At 63.3% G+C, this 19514-nt stretch carries 22 protein-coding genes; 14 read left to right on the forward strand and 8 right to left on the reverse strand.

Annotated features, from left to right (window positions below; all coding sequences use genetic code 11):
* Positions 1 to 129: 129 nt before the first annotated feature.
* The 6 genes from ACZIRK_RS29015 (at position 130) to surE (ending at position 4505) form a co-directional block, all read left to right on the forward strand.
* A complete protein-coding gene (locus ACZIRK_RS29015; RefSeq protein WP_028165598.1) occupies positions 130 to 366 on the forward strand; it encodes a twin-arginine translocase TatA/TatE family subunit in 237 nt (78 codons plus the stop codon).
* Between the two features lie 87 nt (positions 367 to 453).
* Positions 454 to 984: a Sec-independent protein translocase protein TatB gene (gene tatB, locus ACZIRK_RS29020; protein ID WP_130226377.1), complete on the forward strand. Its 531-nt coding sequence runs from the start codon at positions 454 to 456 to the stop codon at positions 982 to 984.
* Positions 981 to 1790: a twin-arginine translocase subunit TatC gene (gene tatC / locus ACZIRK_RS29025; RefSeq protein WP_028165596.1), complete on the forward strand. Its 810-nt coding sequence runs from the start codon at positions 981 to 983 to the stop codon at positions 1788 to 1790. Before tatB ends, tatC begins: the two co-directional genes overlap by 4 nt.
* Positions 1791 to 1901: 111 nt before the next feature.
* Positions 1902 to 3245: a serine--tRNA ligase gene (gene serS, locus ACZIRK_RS29030; protein WP_130226376.1), complete on the forward strand. Its 1344-nt coding sequence runs from the start codon at positions 1902 to 1904 to the stop codon at positions 3243 to 3245.
* A gap of 14 nt (positions 3246 to 3259) precedes the next feature.
* Complete coding sequence (locus ACZIRK_RS29035) at positions 3260 to 3649, forward strand: hypothetical protein (RefSeq protein WP_130226375.1); 390 nt, start codon at positions 3260 to 3262, stop codon at positions 3647 to 3649.
* An 88-nt stretch (positions 3650 to 3737) separates the two neighbouring features.
* The gene (surE, locus tag ACZIRK_RS29040; protein WP_130226374.1) at positions 3738 to 4505 is read left to right on the forward strand and encodes a 5'/3'-nucleotidase SurE; all 768 of its coding nucleotides are present in this window, start codon (positions 3738 to 3740) and stop codon (positions 4503 to 4505) included.
* A gap of 58 nt (positions 4506 to 4563) precedes the next feature.
* Here surE and ACZIRK_RS29045 read toward each other — a convergent pair whose 3' ends face one another.
* Positions 4564 to 4941 (reverse strand): response regulator, encoded by a 378-nt coding sequence (locus ACZIRK_RS29045; RefSeq protein ID WP_028165592.1) that lies wholly within the window; start codon positions 4939 to 4941, stop codon positions 4564 to 4566.
* 289 nt (positions 4942 to 5230) lie between these two features.
* Between ACZIRK_RS29045 and ACZIRK_RS29050 the strand changes: the two genes are divergently transcribed.
* Both ACZIRK_RS29050 and ACZIRK_RS29055 read left to right on the forward strand, forming a co-directional pair.
* Complete coding sequence (locus ACZIRK_RS29050; protein ID WP_028165591.1) at positions 5231 to 5881, forward strand: protein-L-isoaspartate(D-aspartate) O-methyltransferase; 651 nt, start codon at positions 5231 to 5233, stop codon at positions 5879 to 5881.
* A gap of 110 nt (positions 5882 to 5991) precedes the next feature.
* The gene (locus ACZIRK_RS29055; protein WP_474418674.1) at positions 5992 to 7386 is read left to right on the forward strand and encodes a peptidoglycan DD-metalloendopeptidase family protein; all 1395 of its coding nucleotides are present in this window, start codon (positions 5992 to 5994) and stop codon (positions 7384 to 7386) included.
* 141 nt (positions 7387 to 7527) lie between these two features.
* On the opposite strand, the gene ACZIRK_RS29060 is transcribed toward ACZIRK_RS29055, so the two are convergent.
* The gene (locus ACZIRK_RS29060) at positions 7528 to 8499 is read right to left on the reverse strand and encodes an ATP-binding protein (RefSeq protein WP_130226372.1); all 972 of its coding nucleotides are present in this window, start codon (positions 8497 to 8499) and stop codon (positions 7528 to 7530) included.
* A 183-nt stretch (positions 8500 to 8682) separates the two neighbouring features.
* On the opposite strand from ACZIRK_RS29060, the gene yajC reads away from it, so the two are divergent.
* Genes yajC through ACZIRK_RS29085 form a run of 5 tightly spaced genes read left to right on the forward strand, consistent with a single transcriptional unit; the run spans position 8683 to position 12975 of the window.
* Entirely contained in the window at positions 8683 to 9045 is a 363-nt protein-coding gene (yajC, locus tag ACZIRK_RS29065; protein ID WP_028165588.1) for a preprotein translocase subunit YajC, read from the forward strand.
* A 38-nt stretch (positions 9046 to 9083) separates the two neighbouring features.
* Positions 9084 to 10688, forward strand: coding sequence for a protein translocase subunit SecD (gene secD, locus ACZIRK_RS29070; protein WP_130226371.1), 1605 nt, complete (start codon positions 9084 to 9086; stop codon positions 10686 to 10688).
* A gap of 10 nt (positions 10689 to 10698) precedes the next feature.
* A complete protein-coding gene (secF, locus tag ACZIRK_RS29075) occupies positions 10699 to 11724 on the forward strand; it encodes a protein translocase subunit SecF (protein ID WP_130226370.1) in 1026 nt (341 codons plus the stop codon).
* Between the two features lie 4 nt (positions 11725 to 11728).
* Positions 11729 to 12112 carry an Mth938-like domain-containing protein gene (locus ACZIRK_RS29080; protein ID WP_028165585.1) on the forward strand — a complete coding sequence of 128 codons (384 nt, stop codon included), beginning with the start codon at positions 11729 to 11731 and terminating at the stop codon, positions 12110 to 12112.
* Positions 12109 to 12975, forward strand: a complete 867-nt coding sequence (locus ACZIRK_RS29085) for a phytoene/squalene synthase family protein (RefSeq protein ID WP_474418675.1) — start codon at positions 12109 to 12111, stop codon at positions 12973 to 12975. Before ACZIRK_RS29080 ends, ACZIRK_RS29085 begins: the two co-directional genes overlap by 4 nt.
* Before the next feature lie 9 nt (positions 12976 to 12984).
* Here ACZIRK_RS29085 and ACZIRK_RS29090 read toward each other — a convergent pair whose 3' ends face one another.
* From ACZIRK_RS29090 to ACZIRK_RS29105, 4 genes are all read right to left on the reverse strand, one after another.
* Positions 12985 to 13260: a DUF1488 family protein gene (locus tag ACZIRK_RS29090; protein ID WP_130226368.1), complete on the reverse strand. Its 276-nt coding sequence runs from the start codon at positions 13258 to 13260 to the stop codon at positions 12985 to 12987.
* 75 nt (positions 13261 to 13335) lie between these two features.
* Positions 13336 to 14439, reverse strand: coding sequence for a serine/threonine protein kinase (locus tag ACZIRK_RS29095; RefSeq protein WP_130226367.1), 1104 nt, complete (start codon positions 14437 to 14439; stop codon positions 13336 to 13338).
* A gap of 3 nt (positions 14440 to 14442) precedes the next feature.
* Positions 14443 to 15870: a methylenetetrahydrofolate--tRNA-(uracil(54)-C(5))-methyltransferase (FADH(2)-oxidizing) TrmFO gene (gene trmFO, locus ACZIRK_RS29100; RefSeq protein ID WP_130226366.1), complete on the reverse strand. Its 1428-nt coding sequence runs from the start codon at positions 15868 to 15870 to the stop codon at positions 14443 to 14445.
* A 126-nt stretch (positions 15871 to 15996) separates the two neighbouring features.
* On the reverse strand, positions 15997 to 16149 hold the full coding sequence (locus ACZIRK_RS29105; RefSeq protein ID WP_080663824.1) for a DUF1127 domain-containing protein: 153 nt from the start codon (positions 16147 to 16149) through the stop codon (positions 15997 to 15999).
* 674 nt (positions 16150 to 16823) lie between these two features.
* On the opposite strand from ACZIRK_RS29105, the gene ACZIRK_RS29110 reads away from it, so the two are divergent.
* Positions 16824 to 17243 carry a hypothetical protein gene (locus ACZIRK_RS29110; RefSeq protein WP_245474749.1) on the forward strand — a complete coding sequence of 140 codons (420 nt, stop codon included), beginning with the start codon at positions 16824 to 16826 and terminating at the stop codon, positions 17241 to 17243.
* 152 nt (positions 17244 to 17395) lie between these two features.
* On the opposite strand, the gene ACZIRK_RS29115 is transcribed toward ACZIRK_RS29110, so the two are convergent.
* Entirely contained in the window at positions 17396 to 18208 is an 813-nt protein-coding gene (locus ACZIRK_RS29115) for a lytic murein transglycosylase (RefSeq protein WP_130226365.1), read from the reverse strand.
* Between the two features lie 215 nt (positions 18209 to 18423).
* Positions 18424 to 19332: a DUF2189 domain-containing protein gene (locus ACZIRK_RS29120; RefSeq protein ID WP_130226364.1), complete on the reverse strand. Its 909-nt coding sequence runs from the start codon at positions 19330 to 19332 to the stop codon at positions 18424 to 18426.
* Positions 19333 to 19514: the final 182 nt, after the last annotated feature.

Below are 19514 nucleotides of genomic sequence, written 5' to 3' on the forward strand. Positions count from 1 at the left end.
CGGTAGCAATATTGCGTAGCCGCGACAGCGATTTGCCGCGGCTTGAGTCCTTGTTTTTGACGCCCCGCGGGCCTACTTTCCGCTCGAAGCTTAGGCCGGTGCGCCGGTCGTCTTTGGAGGGTTTGCAGGATGGGTTCGCTTAGCATTTGGCACTGGATCGTGGTGATCGCAGTGGTCCTGCTGCTGTTTGGTCGCGGCAAGATTTCCGACCTGATGGGCGATGTCGCGCAGGGGATCAAGGCCTTCAAGAAGGGCATGCAGGACGATGACAAGACTGCAGAAAAGCCCGCCGAGCCGGTGAAGACCATCGATCACAACGCGGCGCCGTCGGCAGCGCGGTCGGACGTCGGCAGCAAGGCCGTCTAAGTTAGACGTCCCGTTGAGAAAAACCGCGCGCGCCCCCAAATCCTGTTAGAAGGGCGGGGGGCCATTTGCGCGTGAGCGGAATCTTTCATGTTCGATATCGGGTGGAGTGAACTGCTCGTCATCGCGGTCGTCGCGCTGATCGCCATCGGCCCGAAAGAGCTCCCCGGCGTGCTGCGGATGGTGGGCCAGTGGATGGGCAAGGCGCGCCGGATGGCCGCCGAATTCCAGGGCCAGTTCCAGGAGGCCATGCGCGAGGCCGAGATGGCCGATCTCAAGAAGAGCTTCGACGAAGTCAAGGAAGCCGCCACGGGCTTTACCAGCAATAACGTCATGACGTCGCTGCAGAAGGACGTCAACGACGCCATGCAGATCGGCGACATCGAGAAGCCCCCGGAGGTCAGGCCTGCAGATGCGCCGGCCGCTCTGCCGCCGGCATCGGAAAGTGATACGCCGGTCATTCCAACGACGCCGGCAGCGCCCACGCCGGAGACCTTTGTCGAAGCCGAGGCGCACGCGGCGGCAAACGAGCCGCGCGCGATCGTCAAAGAAGCTGAGCCGGCAGCGCCGCAGGACACGCCTGAGGTGCCCGACATGCAAAAGAGCGCGAAAGCGTCATGAGCGCCGAAGACATCGAAGCCAGCAAGGCGCCGTTGATGGACCACTTGATCGAGCTGCGCTCGCGGCTGATCAAGGCGCTGCTCGGATTCGGCGTGGCGTTCCTCTTCTGCTTCTTCTTCGCCAAGCAGATCTACAACGTGTTGGTGTGGCCGTTCGTCTGGGTCGCGGGGCCGGATAATTCGAAATTCATCTATACCGCGCTGCTGGAATATTTCGTCACCCAGCTCAAGCTTGCGCTGTTCGGCGCCGGCTTCATCTCATTCCCGATCGTCGCGACCCAGATCTACAAGTTCGTGGCGCCCGGCCTTTATCGGCACGAGCGCAACGCGTTCCTGCCGTATCTGATCGCCACTCCCGTGTTCTTCGTGGCTGGCGCGATGCTGGTCTATTTCGTGGTGTTGCCGATGCTGGTGCGGTTCTCGCTCGGCATGCAGCAGATGGGCGGCGCGGAGACGGCGCAGATCCAGCTCCTGCCGAAGGTCGGCGAGTATCTGTCGCTGATGATGTCGCTGATCTTCGCCTTCGGCATCGCGTTCCAGCTTCCGGTGATCCTGACGCTGCTCGGCCGTATCGGCATCGTGACGTCGAAGATGCTGCGCGAGAAGCGGCGCTATTTCATCGTCATCGCTTTCATCATTGCCGCGGTCCTGACCCCGCCGGACGTGCTGAGCCAGGCCTCGCTCGCGATCCCATTGCTGGCGCTCTATGAGGGCGCGATCATCGCCGTGCGCATGGTGGAAAAGAAGGCAGCCGCCTCCCAAGCCTCGACCGGCGGCACACCCAACGCCGCCAATCCGGCGGAGTAGGGCGTTATTCGTCATGCCCGGGCTTGTCCCGGGCATCCACGTCTTTTACAGACCGTGCAATCGAGGCGTGGATGGCCGGGACAAGCCCGGCCATGACGTAGGAATGTGGTCATGCACGACATCAAAGCGATCCGCGACAACCCCGAAGCTTTCGACGCCGCAATGAGCCGGCGCGGCTTTGCGCCCCTGTCGCCGTCGCTGCTGGCAATCGACGAGAGGCGCCGCGCGGCAATTCTGTCGTCCGAGCAGGCGCAGGCGCGGCGCAATGCGGCGTCCAAGGAGATCGGCGAAGCCAAGAAAGCCAAGGACGAGGCGCGCGCGGCGAAGCTGATGGCTGAAGTCGCCGACCTCAAGACCTCGCTGCCGGAGCTCGAGGCCGCCGCAAAAGTTGCCGATGAGGAGCTGAACACGCAACTCGCCGCGCTTCCGAACCTGCCGGCACAGGATGTGCCTGATGGCGTCGACGAGCACGGCAACGTGCAGCATCACGTGTTCGGCGCACCGCGGCAGTACGGCTTCGCGCCGAAGCCGCATGACGATCTCGGCGGCGCTCTCGGCTACATGGATTTCGAGGCGGCCGCGAAATTGTCGGGCGCACGCTTCGTCGTGCTGAAGAAGGGATTGGCGCGGTTGGAGCGGGCGATCGGGCAATTCATGCTCGACCTGCACACCAATGAGCACGGCTACACCGAAATCAATCCGCCGCTGCTGGTGCGCAATGAGGTGATGTTCGGCACCGGGCAATTGCCGAAATTTGAAGACGATCAGTTCTGGGCGATCAAGGGCGAACTGCTGACGGCCGGTGTAGAGCGGCTGAAGAGCGAACGTCTCGGATTGATCCCGACCGCCGAGGTCTCGCTGACCAATTTGGTGCGCGAATCCATCGTCGACGAAAAAGAGTTGCCGATGCGGCTGACCGCGCTCACGCCCTGCTTCCGCGCCGAAGCGGGCGCCGCCGGCCGCGACACGCGCGGCATGATCCGCCAGCACCAGTTCACGAAGGTCGAGCTGGTCTCGATCACGACGCCGGAGACCAGCCGCGACGAACATGAGCGCATGCTGGCCTGCGCCGAGGAAGTGCTGCGTCAGCTCGATCTGCATTATCGCGTGATGACGCTGTGCGCCGGCGATATGGGCTTTTCCGCGCAGAAGACCTACGACATCGAAGTCTGGATGCCGGGACAATTTTCAGGTCAGGGCGATGGTGGCGCCTATCGTGAAATCTCGAGCTGTTCGGTCTGCGGCGATTTCCAGGCCCGGCGAATGGATGCGCGCTATCGCGCCGGCGATGGCAAGCCGCGCTTCGTGCATACGCTGAACGGCTCCGGCACCGCGGTCGGCCGAGCGCTGATCGCCGTGATGGAAAACTATCAGCAGCAGGACGGCTCGATTGCCGTTCCCGACGTGCTGCAGCCCTATATGGGCGGCTTGAAAGTGATCGAGCACGACAAGTGAAGTGAATCTGCAAGATGGCGCTGCATCGCGACATCTACTGGATCGGACGGCAATGGGCCGTCACCGGTTTCGGGATGCAGCTCATCGATCAAAGGCACGAGGGAAAGTTCGATATCGAGATCGCGAGGCTCTGGGACGAGGGGCTCGCGGGCGATCTGGGCGCGCAGAAATGGTTCGATCCGGTCGATTTCGGCAAAGGGCTTTGGGTCGCGCGGCAGCGCCACACGAAACCGCCGGCACCCGCTCAGGTCGACGTGGCGCCCGACGCGTCGGTCGCCGGGAAAGCGGAGGTTGCAACGGCTGGTGCCGTTGAGCCGCCACCGCGGAAAACCACTGGATCTCAGCTTCGGATCGCCGGCAGCGCCAAATTCCTGCGTCCCTGGCGAGTCCGGATGAAGCAGTAACAACCCGCAAGTCACCGGGTTTGCCTCTGCGGCGTTTGCCGGTTAAGACCTTTGGCAAGACAGGCGATCGAACAGGGCATTTTGACGGATGCGAATTCTCTGCACCAATGATGACGGCATCCACGCGCCCGGGTTGAAGGTCGTCGAGCAGATCGCGCGCGCTTTGTCCGACGATGTCTGGGTCGTGGCGCCCGAGCTCGACCAGTCCGGCGTATCGCATTCCCTGTCGCTGAACGATCCCTTGCGGCTGCGCGAGATCGGCCCGCGGCACTTCGCCGTCAGGGGTACGCCGACGGACTGCGTGATCATGGGCGCACGCCATATCCTCGGGGCCAAACTGCCGGATCTCGTGCTGTCGGGCGTCAACAAGGGCCGCAACGTCGCCGAGGACGTGGTCTATTCCGGCACCATCGCCGGCGCACTCGAGGGCACCATTCTGGGCCTGCCGTCGTTCGCGCTGTCGCAGGAATTCAGCATCGAGACGCGTGAAAAGCCGCTCTGGGACACCGCGCTGCAATTCGGCCCCGACATCGTGCGCAGGGTGATGGATGCCGGCATCCCCAAGAACACGGTGATCAATGTCAATTTTCCGGCCTGCCTGCCTGACGACGTCAAGGGCATCCGAGTCACCCGGCAGGGTAAGCGCAATCTCGGTTTCCTGAAGATCGACGAGCGCCGCGACGGCCGCGGCAATCCATATTTCTGGATCGGCTTTGAGCGCACGGCGATGATGGATACGCCCGCGGAAGGCACCGATCTCGCGGCGCTCAGGGCGCACTACGTGTCGGTGACACCGCTGCGGCTTGACCGCACCGATGAAGCGTTTTCGGAAACGCTGACGTCGACGTTGAAATAGGGTTCGTAGCTTCGTTGCCCGGATGAAGCGAAGCGCAATCCGGGCTACGGATTCGATGCTAAACCGGCGCGCTCTTCAGCGTGCTGTCGATCAGTTGGGCGAGCGTTTCAAGCTGGAATGGCTTCTGCAGCGCGGGCCGATCGCGATATTCCTCCGGCAGGCCTGACGAGCCATAGCCGGTCGCGAAAATGAAGGGGCGGTTGCGCGCGTTGATCAATTCGGCGACGGGCGTGATTACCTTGCCGTTGACATTAACGTCGAGGATCGCGAGGTCGAACTCAGTCGATTGCGCGAGCTTGACCGCTTCTGAAATTTCCCCGGCCTCGGCCGCAACGCTGTGACCCAGCTCTTCCAGCATGTCGGCGACCATCATCCGGATCATGACCTCGTCCTCGACGAGAAACACAGAACAGCCCTCAGGCCGTGCGGTAGTCATGTCGGAATCCTTGCCTGTCCCTGCGCCACGTTCGCAAATATCTCCCGCAGGCGCAACGTAAACGTTCGCACTCATGCTCGCCTCACAGAGCCTCGATCATGCGTCGTTGCCGATCATATGGGTAATAAAAATACTTGCTCGCCAACGCCGCGCCATGGCTATGGTTCCGGGGAGGGAACGCGATCGTGAGGGAAATTTTCCTCAACGCGGGATTTCGAGTTGGTGTGGCATTAATCGGTTAGGATCGTGCTCGGCAACCGTGCCGCGCAGCAAGCTTACGAGACCCGCTATGGCCAGCACATCTGAGCCGCCCGAGAAAATGATGTTTCAGCTCGCGCTGCGGCGGCGCGGCATCAGCGACCAGTCGGTGCTTCGTGCGATGGAGGAGGTGCCGCGTGAGCGGTTTGTCGCGGCCAATGACCGCGACCATGCTTACCGCGACAGCGCGCTCGGCATTGCCTGCGGGCAGACCATCAGCCAGCCCTTCGTGGTCGCCTACATGACCGAACAGCTCCAACTCAACCGGGAGCACCGGGTGCTCGAGATCGGCACCGGCTCCGGCTACCATGCCGCGGTCCTCTCGCGGCTGTGCAAGCATGTGCTGACCATCGAGCGCTATCGGACATTGGCCGATACGGCCCGCCAGCGGCTGGAGAAGCTCGGCTACTACAATATCGAGGTCATGCTTGGCGACGGCTTCGACGTGCCTGCCGGGGGCGGCGATTTCGACCGCATCATCGTCACCGCCGCGATGGAGCAAATTCCGGAGAAGCTTTTGCAGCGGCTCGAGGTCGGCGGCATCCTGATCGCGCCGGTCGGCCCACACCATGGTACCCAGACCTTGGTGCGGGTGACCAGGACCGAGACCGGCTTCGAGCGCAAGGAACTGGTCGACGTGCGCTTCGTGCCGGCCCTGCCGGGGGTGGCGCGGGAACTGTAGAGTCTGGGGATTGCTGCCTCGCGCCAATACCTTATTCCGAAGGTTAAGCGGTTATTTACTCGGTACGTGTTTACTCAAAACAGTATTTTGTTGCGTACGAGTGAGTAACCATGTCCGCTCTTGTCGAGTTGCTTCGCTCGCGCCGCGTCCCGCAGGTGACGGTGCTGGCGCTGATGTCGGTCGGTTTTGCCGGGTGCAGCGGCGACATGTCGACGCGCTTCTCGCAAAACTCTTATTCCAGCAATCCTTTCGCCTTCGAGCCCCAGGCGACCGGCTCTGTGCCGCAGCAGCCGGTCGAGCGGCGTGAGTTGCCGCAATATGCGCGGCCGCAATCGCCCTATTCGCAGTCCCAGCCCTATCAGTCCCAGCCGCTGCCGCCGCCGGTTGCTGCGCCGCAATCCTATCCGGTCTCGAACTCCGGCGTAGCAGGGGGCGGGCGGGGCGTGGCATCCTATGCGCCGCCACAACAACCGCCGCGCCTTGAGGCGCCCCAGCAGCAGCGTCTCGAGACGACTGCTGCCGTGCCGCAGTCGGTGGCGCGCGCGCCCGCAGGCCATGGCGGCACTACCATCATCGTCGGCACCAGCGATACGCTGGAAGTGCTGTCGAAGCGCTACAACGTCTCGACAGCCGAGATCCTGCGCGCCAACGGCTACAAAGGGCCGCGCGCGCTGTCGCCCGGTCAGCAGCTTGTCATCCCGCGTCCGGCTGCCGTTGCGGCGGCGCCGGCACCTGCCGTGGCGCCGCCGGCAAGCAAGCCGGTCGCGGTCGCAGCCACGGTTGGAGGCGTCCATTACGTCAACAGGGGCGACACGCTGCACAGCATCGCGCGCCAGCATCACGTCTCGCCGGCCGAGCTTGCCAAGGCCAACCATCTCGATCAGTCGGCCAGGCTCAGCCTAGGCATGAAGCTGACCGTCCCGGGCGCCAAGACCGCTGCGGCCGCGCCCACGGCGCCGGCAGTTGCGCCGGCTCCCGCTGCCGCGCCAGCCGCTCCGGCACCGAAGGTGGTTGCGACCGCCCAGCCGCAAAGCGCCCGGCTGGTTCAGCCCGCGGCGAATGTCGAACAGCCTGCTCCGGCCGCGGAACCGGTGGCGGTCAAGCCCAGCGAGACCACGAGCTCGTTGCCGACCTTCCGCTGGCCGGCCCGCGGCAAGGTGATCACCGGCTATGGCGCCAAGACCAACGGCAAATCCAATGACGGCATCAACCTCGCGGTGCCCGAGGGCACGCCGGTGAAGGCCGCCGAGGATGGCGTGGTCGCCTATTCCGGCAACGAATTGAAGGGCTATGGCAACCTGGTCCTGGTGCGGCACTCGAACGGCTACGTCACCGCTTATGCCCATGCCAGTGAGCTGCTGGTGAAGCGCGGCGATACGATCAAGCGCGGCCAGGTGATCGCCAAGTCGGGCCAGTCGGGAGAGGTGAGCTCGCCGCAGCTTCACTTCGAGATCCGCAAGGGATCATCGCCGGTCGATCCGCTGCAATTCCTCAACGGCGCGTGAGGCCGTCTTCGTCATTGCCGGGCCTGACCCGGCAATCCATCTTTGAACAAAGCGCTTTTGTGAAGATCGATGGATACGCGGGTGAAACCCCGCGTAGGACGATCGAAATCTTGGCCTGCTCTGCGCGCCATGCTGGGCGCCTTACTTGCCCGCTAGCCTCACGCCAAGCCGGCCGGCCAATTCCTGCGTGAACTGCCAGGCGACGCGGCCGGAGCGGGAGCCGCGGGTGGTCGACCATTCCAGCGCCTCGCGCTCCAATTCCTCGCCATCGACCTTGATGCCGAAATGGTCGCAATAGCCTCTGACCATGGCGAGGTATTCATCCTGGCTGCAGCGGTGGAAGCCGAGCCACAGGCCGAAGCGGTCGGACAATGAGACCTTCTCTTCGACCGCTTCGCCGGGATTGATCGCAGTGGAGCGCTCGTTCTCGATCATCTCGCGCGCGAGCAAATGCCTGCGGTTGGACGTGGCATAGAGGATGACGTTCTCGGGACGTCCCTCGATGCCACCTTCCAGCACCGCCTTCAGCGACTTGTACGAGGCGTCGTTGCCGTCGAAGGAGAGGTCGTCGCAGAACACGATGAAGCGGAAATCGGAGGCGCGCAGCACTTCCATCAGCATCGGCAGGCTCTCGATATCCTCGCGATGGATCTCGATCAGCTTCAACCGGTCCGCAGGCTTGCGGTCGAGATTGATGCTGGCATGTGCGGCCTTCACCAGCGAGGATTTCCCCATGCCGCGCGCGCCCCAGAGCAGCGCGTTGTTGGCGGGCAGCCCGTTGGCAAAGCGCTCGGTATTTTCGATCAGGATGTCGCGCATCCGGTCGATCCCCTTGAGCAGGAAGATCTCGACGCGGCTGACGCGGGCGACGTTCGAGAGCCGTCCGTCCGGATGCCAGACGAAAGCATCGGCCGCACCAAGCTGCTCGCTTGCGTCGGAGTCCGGGGCGGCGGCGGAGAGGTGGCGCGCGATCGCTTCCAGGGCGTTCGCGATCCGCTCCGCGGTGTCGCCGTTGGGCTCGCTTGCCGGACCTTTTGTCGCGGTTTTGCGGGGGCCTTTGGAGGCCAGTTTGGGCATGGCGCGAGGCGCTGATTTTTTGGCTTTTTTCGACATTTGCGCAGTTCCTGAGGGGGCAGCCTTTAACGGGCCTTGGCGGTTGCCGCAAGCGGCCTAAATGAGGGGCTGTTAACGTTGCAATTGGGCCGGCCGCCGCTATAGTCCGCGCGAATTTGCCCGGACCGGGCTTGACGCGCCAGGCGTCGCCGGTCCTTTTCCCGTCTCACGAGGATTGTCCGAATGCTGATTACTCCTGCGTTTGCCCAGGCCGGAGCCGGCGGCGATGCCAACAGCATGTTGATGTCGCTTCTGCCGTTCGCCCTGATCTTCGTGATCATGTACTTCCTGATTCTGCGCCCGCAGCAGAAGAAGGTGAAAGACCATGCCGAGCTCGTCAAAAACATTCGCCGCGGCGACACCATCGTGACCTCGGGTGGCCTCGTCGGCAAGGTGACCAAGGTGGTCGACGACGACCAGATCGAGTTCGAAATCTCCGATGGCGTCCGCGTGCGGCAGATGCGGCAGATGATCTCGGGCGTGCGCACCAAGGGCGAGCCGGCGAAGGAAAAAGCCGAGGCCAAGGACGAGACATCCGCGAAGTGATCGTCGCGCCGCAATTTTCGATCTGACAGGTCAAGGCGATGTTGTATTTCACGCGGTGGAAGGCGCTGGGGATCATCCTCACGGCGCTCGTGGTGTGCCTTTGCGCCGTGCCGAACTTTTTCCCGGAATCGCAGGTCAAGACCTGGCCGGGGTGGGCGCAGCGGCGCCTGGTGCTCGGCCTGGACCTGCAGGGCGGCTCCTATCTGCTGCTCGAGGTCGATTCCAACTATGTGAAGAAAGAGAAGCTCGACCAGATCCGCGACGACGCGCGGCGCGTGCTGCGCGACGCCAAGATCGGCTACACCGGTCTCAACGCGCGCAACGATGCCGTGGAGGTACGGATCAGCCGCGATACCGACCTGCCGACCGCGCTCTCCAAGTTGCGTGAGCTCTCGCAGCCGCTCGGCGGCTTGCTTGGTTCCAGCGGCCAGCGCAGCCTCGAAGTGTCCGATGCCGGCGGCGGGCTGATCCGCCTGACCGTGCCGCAGGCTGCCATCACCGAGCGCATCCGCCAGACGATCGAGCAGTCGATCCAGATCGTCGAACGCCGCGTCAACCAGCTCGGTACCGTCGAGCCCGTGATCCAGCGCCAGGGCACCGACCGCATCCTGGTGCAAGTGCCGGGTCTACAGGACCCGACACGTCTGAAGGAACTGCTCGGCAAGACCGCGAAGATGGAATTCCGGATGGTCGACACCTCGGTGCCGCCCGACCAGGCCCAGCAGGGCAGGGTTCCGCCTGATTCCGAACTGCTGATGAGCGCGTCGACGCCGAAGATCCCCTACGTCGTCAAGAAACAGGTGCTGGTCTCCGGCGGCGACCTGACCGACGCGCAGCCGGGATTCGACCAGCGCACCGGCGAGCCGATCGTCAGTTTCCGCTTCAATACCTCCGGCGCACGGAAATTTGCCCAGGCCACGACCGAGAACGTCGGCCAGCCCTTCGCCATCATCCTCGACAATGAGGTGATCTCCGCGCCCGTGATCCGCGAGCCGATCACCGGCGGCCAGGGCCAGATCTCGGGCAGCTTCACGGTCCAGTCCGCCAACGATCTCGCGATCCTGTTGCGCGCCGGCGCGCTGCCGGCACCGCTGACGGTGATCGAGGAGCGCACGGTCGGTCCGGGGCTCGGCCAGGATTCGATCGAGAAGGGCGAACTGGCTGCCTATGTCGGCTCGATCCTGGTCATCGTGTTCATGCTGCTGACCTATCGCCTGTTCGGCGTGTTCGCCAACATCGCGGTGACCATCAACGTCGCGATGATCTTTGGCCTGTTGTCGCTTCTGAACGCGACGCTGACGCTGCCCGGCATCGCCGGCATCGTGCTCACGGTCGGCATCGCGGTGGACTCGAACGTGCTGATCTATGAGCGTATCCGCGAGGAATTGCGGGGCGGGCGCAACGCGATCTCGGCGATCGATGCCGGCTTCAAGCGTGCGCTTGCGACCATTCTCGACTCCAACATCACCACCTTCATCGCCGCTGCGGTGCTGTTCTACATCGGTACCGGCCCGGTGCGCGGCTTTGCCGTCACGCTCGGGATCGGCATCATTACCACGGTCTTCACCGCGTTTACGCTCACGCGGCTGATCGTCGCGTGGTGGGTGTGGTGGAAGCGGCCGCAAAAGACCGTGCCGATCTGAGAGGCCTGTTGTGACTCATTACGTTCTCATTGGCCTTGGCATCCTGATCGCCGTGCTGACCGTGGTCGCCGCGCTCGGCCTCCTGCCGCCGCTGCGCATCGTCCCGGACAACACGCATTTCGATTTCACGCGCTTCCGCCGCATCAGCTTCCCGATCTCGGCGGTGCTCTCGATCATCGCGATCACGCTGTTCTTCACCCACGGCCTGAATTTCGGCATCGACTTCCGGGGCGGCACGCTGCTGGAAGTGCAGGCCAAATCCGGCAACGCCGATATCGCCGCGATGCGCGCCACGCTCAGCACCTTGAACCTCGGTGAGGTCCAGTTGCAGCAGTTCGGCGGGCCGGCCAACGTCTTGATCCGCGTCGCGGAGCAGCCCGGCGGCGACAGCGCCCAGCAGGAGGCCGTGCAGAAGGTCCGCGGCGCGCTCGGCGATTCCGTCGAATATCGCCGCGTCGAGGTGGTGGGCCCGCGCGTCTCCGGCGAACTGCTGGCTTACGGCATGCTCGGCCTGATGGTCGCGATCGTCGGCATCCTGATCTATCTCTGGTTCCGCTTCGAATGGCAGTTCGCGCTCGGCGCCATGATCGCCAACGTCCACGATATCGTGCTGACGATCGGCTTCATGTCGGTCTCGCAGGTCGATTTCGACCTCACCAGTATCGCCGCGCTGCTGACGATTCTCGGGTATTCGCTCAATGATACGGTCGTGATCTACGACCGTATCCGCGAGATGCTGCGGCGTTACAAGAAAATGCCGATGCCGCAGCTCCTCAACGAATCGATCAACTCGACGCTGTCGCGCTCGATCATCACCCACGTCACCGTGACGCTCGCGCTGCTGGCGCTGCTGCTGTTTGGTGGCAACGCCATCCACAGCTTCACTGCGGTGATGATGTTCGGCGTGGTGCTGGTCGGCACCTACACCTCGATCTTCATCGCGGCGCCGATCCTGATCTATCTCGGCGTGGGCACCGTACGCGGCGACGCGCCGGAAACGCCGGCCAGGAAGCCGGAAGCAGCGGTCAAGAAGTAGCTCCATGGCTCAATCCTCGGACGCTCCACATCTTCCGAGGTCGGCGCCGATCGAGGCCTACGGCAAGGGCGGCTTCGCCTTTGCCGACATGTCGCATCGGGGCTCGCTGCTCTGCCTGCCCGATGGCATCTGGGCCTGGCCGGTGACGACGCCGCAGCAGATCGACCGATACTCGCTCGAACGTGTGTTCGCGAAGGCCAACATCATCGACACGCTGATCGTCGGCACCGGCACCGAAGTATGGATAGCGCCCAAGGCGCTGCGGGATGCCTTGCGCGCGGTGCATGTGGTGTTGGATACGATGCAGACGGGGCCTGCGATCCGCACCTACAACATCATGTTGGGCGAGCGTCGGCGGGTGGCGGCGGCGCTGATTGCGGTGCCATGACCGAGTCCGGGTCCGGCCGCACGGACGCCGCGGCATTCTGCGCCGACCTGGTGCGCACGCATGATTTCGCGCGCTATGCCTCCACGCTGTTCGTGCCGGCGCGCGAACGCCGCGCGCTGCTCGGGATCTACGCCTTCAACGCCGAAATTTCCCGCGTTCATGAGCTGGTCAGCCAACCCTTGCCTGGCGAGATACGCCTGCAATGGTGGACCGACATGCTCGCAGGCAGCCGACATGGCAGCGTCGAAGGCAACCCGGTGGCTGCGGAACTGCTGCTCGCGATCAGGAATTTCCGGCTGCCCGTTGAGCCGCTGTCGCGGCTGGTCGAGGAGCACCAGTTCGATCTCTACAACGATCCGATGCCGTCGATGGCGGCGCTCGAGGGCTATCTCAACGAGACCGCCTCGGCGCTGTTCTCGCTCGCTGCGCGCGTGATGGCACAACCCTCCGAGGAGATCGATCACCTCGCACAGCACGCCGGGCTCGCGCAAGGTATCGCGCAAGTGATCGCCGCATTGCCGCGCGATGCTTCGCGGCGGCAATTGTTCCTGCCACTGCAGTTCCTTGAGCAGCACGGCGGCGGAATCGAAGACGTGTTCTCCGGCAAGCAGACGCCCCAACTGCGCGCGGCGATCGACCAGCTCATCAGTGAGGCGAGCAGTCATCTGAAGACCGCGTTCTCGCTGCTGCCGACGGTCCCGCCGGCGACGCGGCCGATCTTCCTGCCATTGGCGCTGGCCGAGCGCGATCTCGCGCGGATATCGCGGGCCGGCAGCAATCCCTTCGCCCCGCAGGTCACATCACGGCTGCGGGTCCTGTGGACCACGTGGCGGGCGTCGCGGCGACGGGAGTTCGGCGGCTAACACCGCGCATTACTTGCCGATGTGCTTGGTGAAGATCCTGATCGTGCGGCCCTTCACGACCGGGCCGGCATCGAACAGGCCGGACGCGATCTTCTCGATCTCGTCGCGCAGCGACACAAACTGCCCCTGCCGCGCGATGCTTGGTGTGCCGCGCGTTCCCGCAAGCTCGTCCATCGCGGCGTCGCTGATCTGACACTCCACGGCTTCGCCGTCGTTCAACATCGTGAACGTGAATGCGAGCCGTTCGGAATCATGTCCGCCAATCTTGCCACGCGTCAGCGGCATTGAAGCACTCTCCTTGGGATCGATTCCAAAGGTGCTTCGCAACGATGGCATTGTCGAGGTGGCGATGCCGAACGGTTACCGCGTCAGCCGATCCATTTCCGCGACCTCGAAATTGAATCGGTCGCGAAGATTTTTGCGCTGCTCAAGGATGTCCTTGAGGAAGGCGCGGTCGGTCTCGTTCTGCATCATCGGCTCGATCAGGTCGATCTGGTTCATCGCCACGAGCTGCAATATCTCGGTGCGCGGCTTGCCCGCGGCATCGCGCGGCAGCGCATGGACGACCTGGATATGCTCGGGCGGCTTGACGCCCTTGGCTGAGGCGAGCGTGTTGCGCAGCTTCTTCTCCAGCGCGGCCTCGTCGGCTTCCACAAAGGCATAGAGCCCGACGCCGACGCGGCGGTCGGCGAAAGCGACGATCGCGGTGTCGCGCACTTCAGGGTTCTTCCGGATCAGATCAATCAAGACCGGCGCGTCATTGACCAGCCGCCGGCCGCCGCCTTCGCGATCGGTGAAATTGAAGAGTCCGCGGGTGATCGCCTGGTAGACCTTCTTGCCGGTCTTGAGCCAGACGCTGGCGACGACGGACTTGCGTGCGAGGATCTTGCGTTCCTTCGGGGTCAGCGCCTCCGGCGCATAGCTGCGCTTGTGCTTCAGCAGGTGCCGCAAGTCCTCATAGGCCGCGATGCGGAACAGACGGCTGCGGCGCTTGAAGCAGGCGGCGAGCTGGAAATCGGTGAGATAGGCGCAGCCGTTGCGGCCGACCAGCCAGTTCTGCTCCTTGGCGAGATCGTTGTGGCAGATGCCGGCGCGATGCAGTCTGCGCAGCGCATCCTTGGCCGAGCGGAAATAGGCGACATCGCCATGTGGCTTGGCCAAGTGCAGCGCCACGCCGTCGATGAACCCGCGTACCAGCGCGCGTTGTCCCGCCCACAGCAGTTTCGGTCCGACGTCGAGGTCGCGCGCCAGCGACAGCGCGCGCCGCTCGCGCGAAAACAGGTGCAGCGCCAGTGGAAACGACCAGAACGGCACCAGGTCGAGTCGGCGCAGCACCGCATCGGTTTCGCTGGTCTCGATGCGGAAACGGCCGCGCTCGACGGTCGAGAACACGTCGCGCTTGAGCAGGACTCCTTCGCGCCATCGCGCCGACAGGGTGGCGGCGTCGTGTTTCGGCAAGCTCATGGCTCAAGCCGCCGCCGCGACGTGCAAATGCTCCGATATCCAGCGGTCGAGATCGGCAAGCGCGCGGGCGGACATCGCCTGCTTCTTCGCTACCGTCTTCTCGTTGCCGCGGAGCCGCGTGCCGTCGGGTTTCTTCGTTGGCGGGCTGGCCAGAGGCGGGAACAAGCCGAAATTGATGTTCATCGGCTGGAACGAGCGCGGACCCGTGTCGATGGTCTCGATATGGCCGCCGGTGATGTGGCCGAGCAGCGCGCCCAGCGCCGTGGTCGAAGGCGGCGGCGCCAGCGAATGGCCGCCAGCGTTCGCTGCGGCATAGAGGCCGGTGAGCAGGCCGATGCTGGCGGACTCCACATAACCTTCGCAGCCGGTCATCTGGCCGGCGAAGCGCAATCGCGGCTCGGCGCGCAGCCGTAGTTGTGAATCCAGAAGCTTGGGCGAGTTCAGGAAGGTGTTGCGGTGCAATCCGCCGAGCCTGGCGAATTCGGCGTGCTCGAGACCCGGAATGGTGCGGAACACGCGCTGCTGGGCGCCGTGCTTCAACTTGGTCTGGAAGCCGACCATGTTGTAGAGCGTGCCGAGCTTGTTGTCCTGGCGAAGCTGTACGATCGCGTAAGGCTTTGTTGTGGGATCGTGAGGATTGGTGAGGCCAACCGGCTTCATCGGACCGTGCCGCAGCGTCTCGCGCCCGCGCTCGGCCATCACCTCGACCGGCAGGCAGCCGTCGAAATAGGGGGTGTTGGTCTCCCAGTCCTTGAAGTCCACCTTCTCGCCGGCCAGCAGCGCGTCGACGAACGCGTCATACTGCTCCTTCGTCATCGGGCAGTTGATGTAGTCGGCGCCGGTTCCGCCTGGGCCGACCTTGTCGTAGCGCGACTGGAACCACGCCACGTTCATGTCGATGGAGTCCTTGTGCACGATCGGCGCAATGGCATCGAAGAAGGCGAGCGCGCTTTCGTCAGTGAGCTCGCGGATGGCGCCCGCCAGCGGCGCCGAGGTGAGGGGGCCTGTCGCAACGATCATATTGCGCCATTCGGCGGGCGGTAGGCCCGCGATCTCCTCGCGGCGAATCTCGATCAGGGGATGGTCGTTGAGGGCCTTGGTGACCGCCGTGGAGAACCCCTCGCGATCGACCGCCAGCGCCCCGCCGGCGGGCACCTGGTTGGTATCGGCGGCGCGCATGATCAGCGAGCCGAGCCGGCGCATCTCGGCATGCAGCAGGCCGACCGCGTTGTTGGCGGCGTCATCGGAGCGGAAGGAATTGGAGCAGACGAGCTCGGCAAGGCCATCGGTGCGATGGGCCTCGGTCATCCGTTGCGGGCGCATCTCGTGCAGCACCACGCGCCCGCCGGCGCTCGCCACCTGCCAAGCGGCTTCGGAACCGGCAAGGCCGGCGCCGATGATGTGGACAGGATCTGTAAAGGGTTTGGTCATCGCGCAGGGTTAGCGCGTTTTTTCCGCGAGCGCATCTGAAACCGGGCAGAGAAACTGGGGAGAGAATACGAGAACGCCCGCGTAAAGCAGCGGGCGTTATCCGTTCATTGATGGGCTGACGAACGATTAGCCGTTGTAGTGCCCAGAGGCGACGCGCGGGATATCGGAGCGATCGAGGCCGATGTCCGCCAGCTCGCGATCGCTAAGCTGCGACAGCTCGGCAACATTACGCTGATAATCCCGGAAAGCCCGGATCATGCGGATGAGCGAGAGTAACATGGTAGTCTCCTAGAAATTACGATTCAGCGTTTCGGCACGCGTCATCGTTGATGAAGTGAACATAAGTTGAGTTGATGCGGTGCGGTAGCGCTTATGTTGCGATGCAGCTAAGTGAAAAATGCATGACAAAGTAAGGGTCGATTAACCCTTCATGGGGCTGCCCGAGAAGGCGCGGGCGGTCCCGGTGTGAGGCCTGTCGGAGATCAGAAAAAGCCCGTAAAATCACTGGCTTGTTACAAGAATAGCGTCTCTGTCGCCCCTGAAGCATGTCGTGGCTATCAGTGCCGAAATCAAACGTTGAAACCCGATTGGCGTCATGCGGAGGTCAACTCGCAAGGGCTCGCTTCTCATGCGTGATTCGCATGCGTCTCTTAGAAATGAAATAAAAATCATTTCTTCTGGGGCAGATTTAGAAGAACATTCCTTCGCCATCTAGGAGTTGGCGTCGGACCGAGCGCCCGAAGCCAGGCGCAGGATCATCGTCTGGCAGACCGTCCACCCCTCAGCGTAGTCACCCAAGGATGTTCGCACGAAGGACTCGTCGCCGACGCTGAACCCGCAGTTCCCGGTCCGCGGGAATTCGGTTCGTGAGGAGAGGAGACGGCACGTCGCACCGGGCGAGCGGCAACGATCTCTTACGCGGCGTTTCCTTACCGGGCTGTAATGAAAAATCGATGCAACGCATGCGTGCTTTGCTCGCAGCGTCGATCACATCTCTATCGCGCGGAATTCATTCTGAACTTTTCGATGATGGGCGAACAATTGTTGTCACGGATTCCGGCAATGACGTCGGCTTCCGTTCAAATAATACAGAAAATGGGGAAAATACCATGCGCAACAAACTGATCGCAGCGACTGCGATGGCTGTCATTGCTTACGCGGCCATTCCTGCCCACGCCGCCAAGGTGAGCGCCGGCTGCAGCGGCGACAATCTCAGCAAGACTGAATCTATGGTCGAGAACATGGCGGACGGTCCAGGCAAAATCGTGGCGCAAAAGGAGATTGCCCAAGCCCAGGACGCTCTGCTCGGTGGCAAGATGGGCGTGTGCGCGGCGCATCTGAACAAGGCCATGCACGCCGGCGAGGCGAAGTAGGAGGCAAGGCCTCTCGAAGGAGCCGATCGCCCTGCGGCGATCGGCTCCTTAAAGACAGAGGGGCGTTAGATTTCTTTTTGACGCGTTTGCTTGACGCGAACCGGCGTCCACCCTCGGATCAAGTCCGAGGGCATGCTTCGCTCGCAAACGCTTTAGGGCGCTCGGGTAAGCTGGGTGGCAAAATAGGCGACGGTCCGGGCGTAAACCTCGCTCTTGTTCCATTGCTGGATTACCGCGAAGTTCGGATTGCCTGGCTCCCAATTCTTGCCGCGTTGCCAGCCATGGTTGGCGAAGAAATTCGCGGTCGAGGCCAGCACATCGGGCGCGCTGTGCAGGAGATCGCGGCGGCCATTGCCGTCGAAATCGACTGCGAATTTGATGTAGTTCGACGGCATGAACTGGGTCTGGCCGATCTCGCCGGCCCATGCGCCGCGCAGTTCCTGCGCAGGGACATCGCCGCGCTCGATGATGCGGAGCGCATCCAGAAGCTCGGCCCTGAACATATCGGAGCGGCGGCAATCATAGGCGAGCGTCGCCAGCGCCCGCATCGTCGGGAATTTGCCGATGTTGACGCCGAAATCGGTCTCCAGTCCCCAGATCGCCACCAGCACTTCGCCTGGCACGCCATACGCCTCCTCGATGCGGGACAGCACCGAGCCGTACTGCTTCATCATGTTGGCGCCACGGGTGAGGCGGGGCGGCACCATGCGTCCCGAGAATTCCTCGAAAGTCTGACTGAACACCTTCTGCGACTGGTCGCGCGTGAGCACGTTCTTGTCGAGTGTGACGCCGTTCAGGCCGACCTGGATCGCGGACTGCGAAATCCCCTTCGACGCCGCCTCCTTCTTGAAGTCGTCCAGCCACGTATCGAACGAGCCGCTGCCGCAGGTCGCGGCGAACGAAGGCGTGCAGAGGGTCAGGAGCAGGGCTCCCAGCGCAGTCCGGAGGGAAAAGCGAAAGCTCATGAAATCACTCACTCCATGTCGACGCACCATCGACACTAATCTCGAAACGCTACCAAAATGTTTGCGGCAACAGCGGCCAAAACAAGGCTTCTGGGCGTTACGCGAGCAAGTCAATCCATCATGCCGGGGCGATAACATATTTTGGAGCTGGCCCCTGCGCATCTCCGATCCGGTGCTCGCGCACCAGGCCGGAGATGAATGGATTTGCCGAAGATCTACGCGCTGTCCTTCCGCCGCCATGGGAACAGGTTGGCGGGGAAGTCGGCGGCAGGCTTGCGCTCGCGCGGGCGCGGCGGGAACGGTCGCACATTGGGATCGGGAACGATCACCTGCCGGTAGAGATGCCAGGTGGCATGGCCGAGCAGGGGAATGACAACGGCGAGGCCGAGGAAGAAAGGCAGCGTTCCCAGCACTAGCAATGCCGCAACGATCAGGCCCCAGGCGGCCATTGGTAGCGGATTGCGCGCGACCGCGCGCAGCGAGGTGACCATGGCTTCACCGGTCGTGGCGTGACGGTCGAGCATCATCGGGAACGACACCACGCTGATGCAAAGCGCGAGCAGGGCGAAGAGAAAGCCGACGCCGCAGCCGACCAGGATCAACCACCAGCCTTGCGTTGTCGTCAGCACCTGCGTGAAGAAATCGGGTATCCCCGCAGCCGTCGCATAGCCGAATGCCGAGACATAGATGGCCTGCGCCGTGGCGATCCAGGTCACGAACAGCGCGAACAGCAGCGTGCCTAATCCAAGCATGGCGCCGAATGACGGCGAGCGGACGATCTCGAGCGCGTCCCATGCAGAAGGTTCTTCGCCATTCTCACGACGGCGACTGAGTTCATAGAGACCGATCGCCGCGAACGGGCCGAGCATGGCGAAGCCCGCGGCCAACGGGAACAACAGCGGCAGCACGGAATAGCCGTGCACGACGCGGGCAAGCACCAGGCCCAACACCGGATAGACCACGCACAAGATGACGGCGTGGCTTGGCACGGCTTTGAAATCCTCCCAGCCGAGCTGCAGGGCGCGATGCAGATCGCCAAGACCGATGGTGCGGATCTCGGGCGCAGTCGCGACTTCCTGTCCGTTCTGCGTCAATGATGTGACATTGTCGTGATAGGTGGCCATAGTGGTTGTCTCCCTGCGCGGCCGCATTTCTGTGCCCGCGAGCGAGGGCACGACGTGCCGTCTCCTAAGCGATCACGAACAGGCCAGACGCGAAGACACCCAACCGGCCATGTCGCGAACTGAGATGTCACGGTACTCCGAAACCGGGACAGACGCGCTCACGCTTCGGTGAATGTCGCATT

This window comes from Bradyrhizobium sp. Leo114, assembly GCF_055229415.2.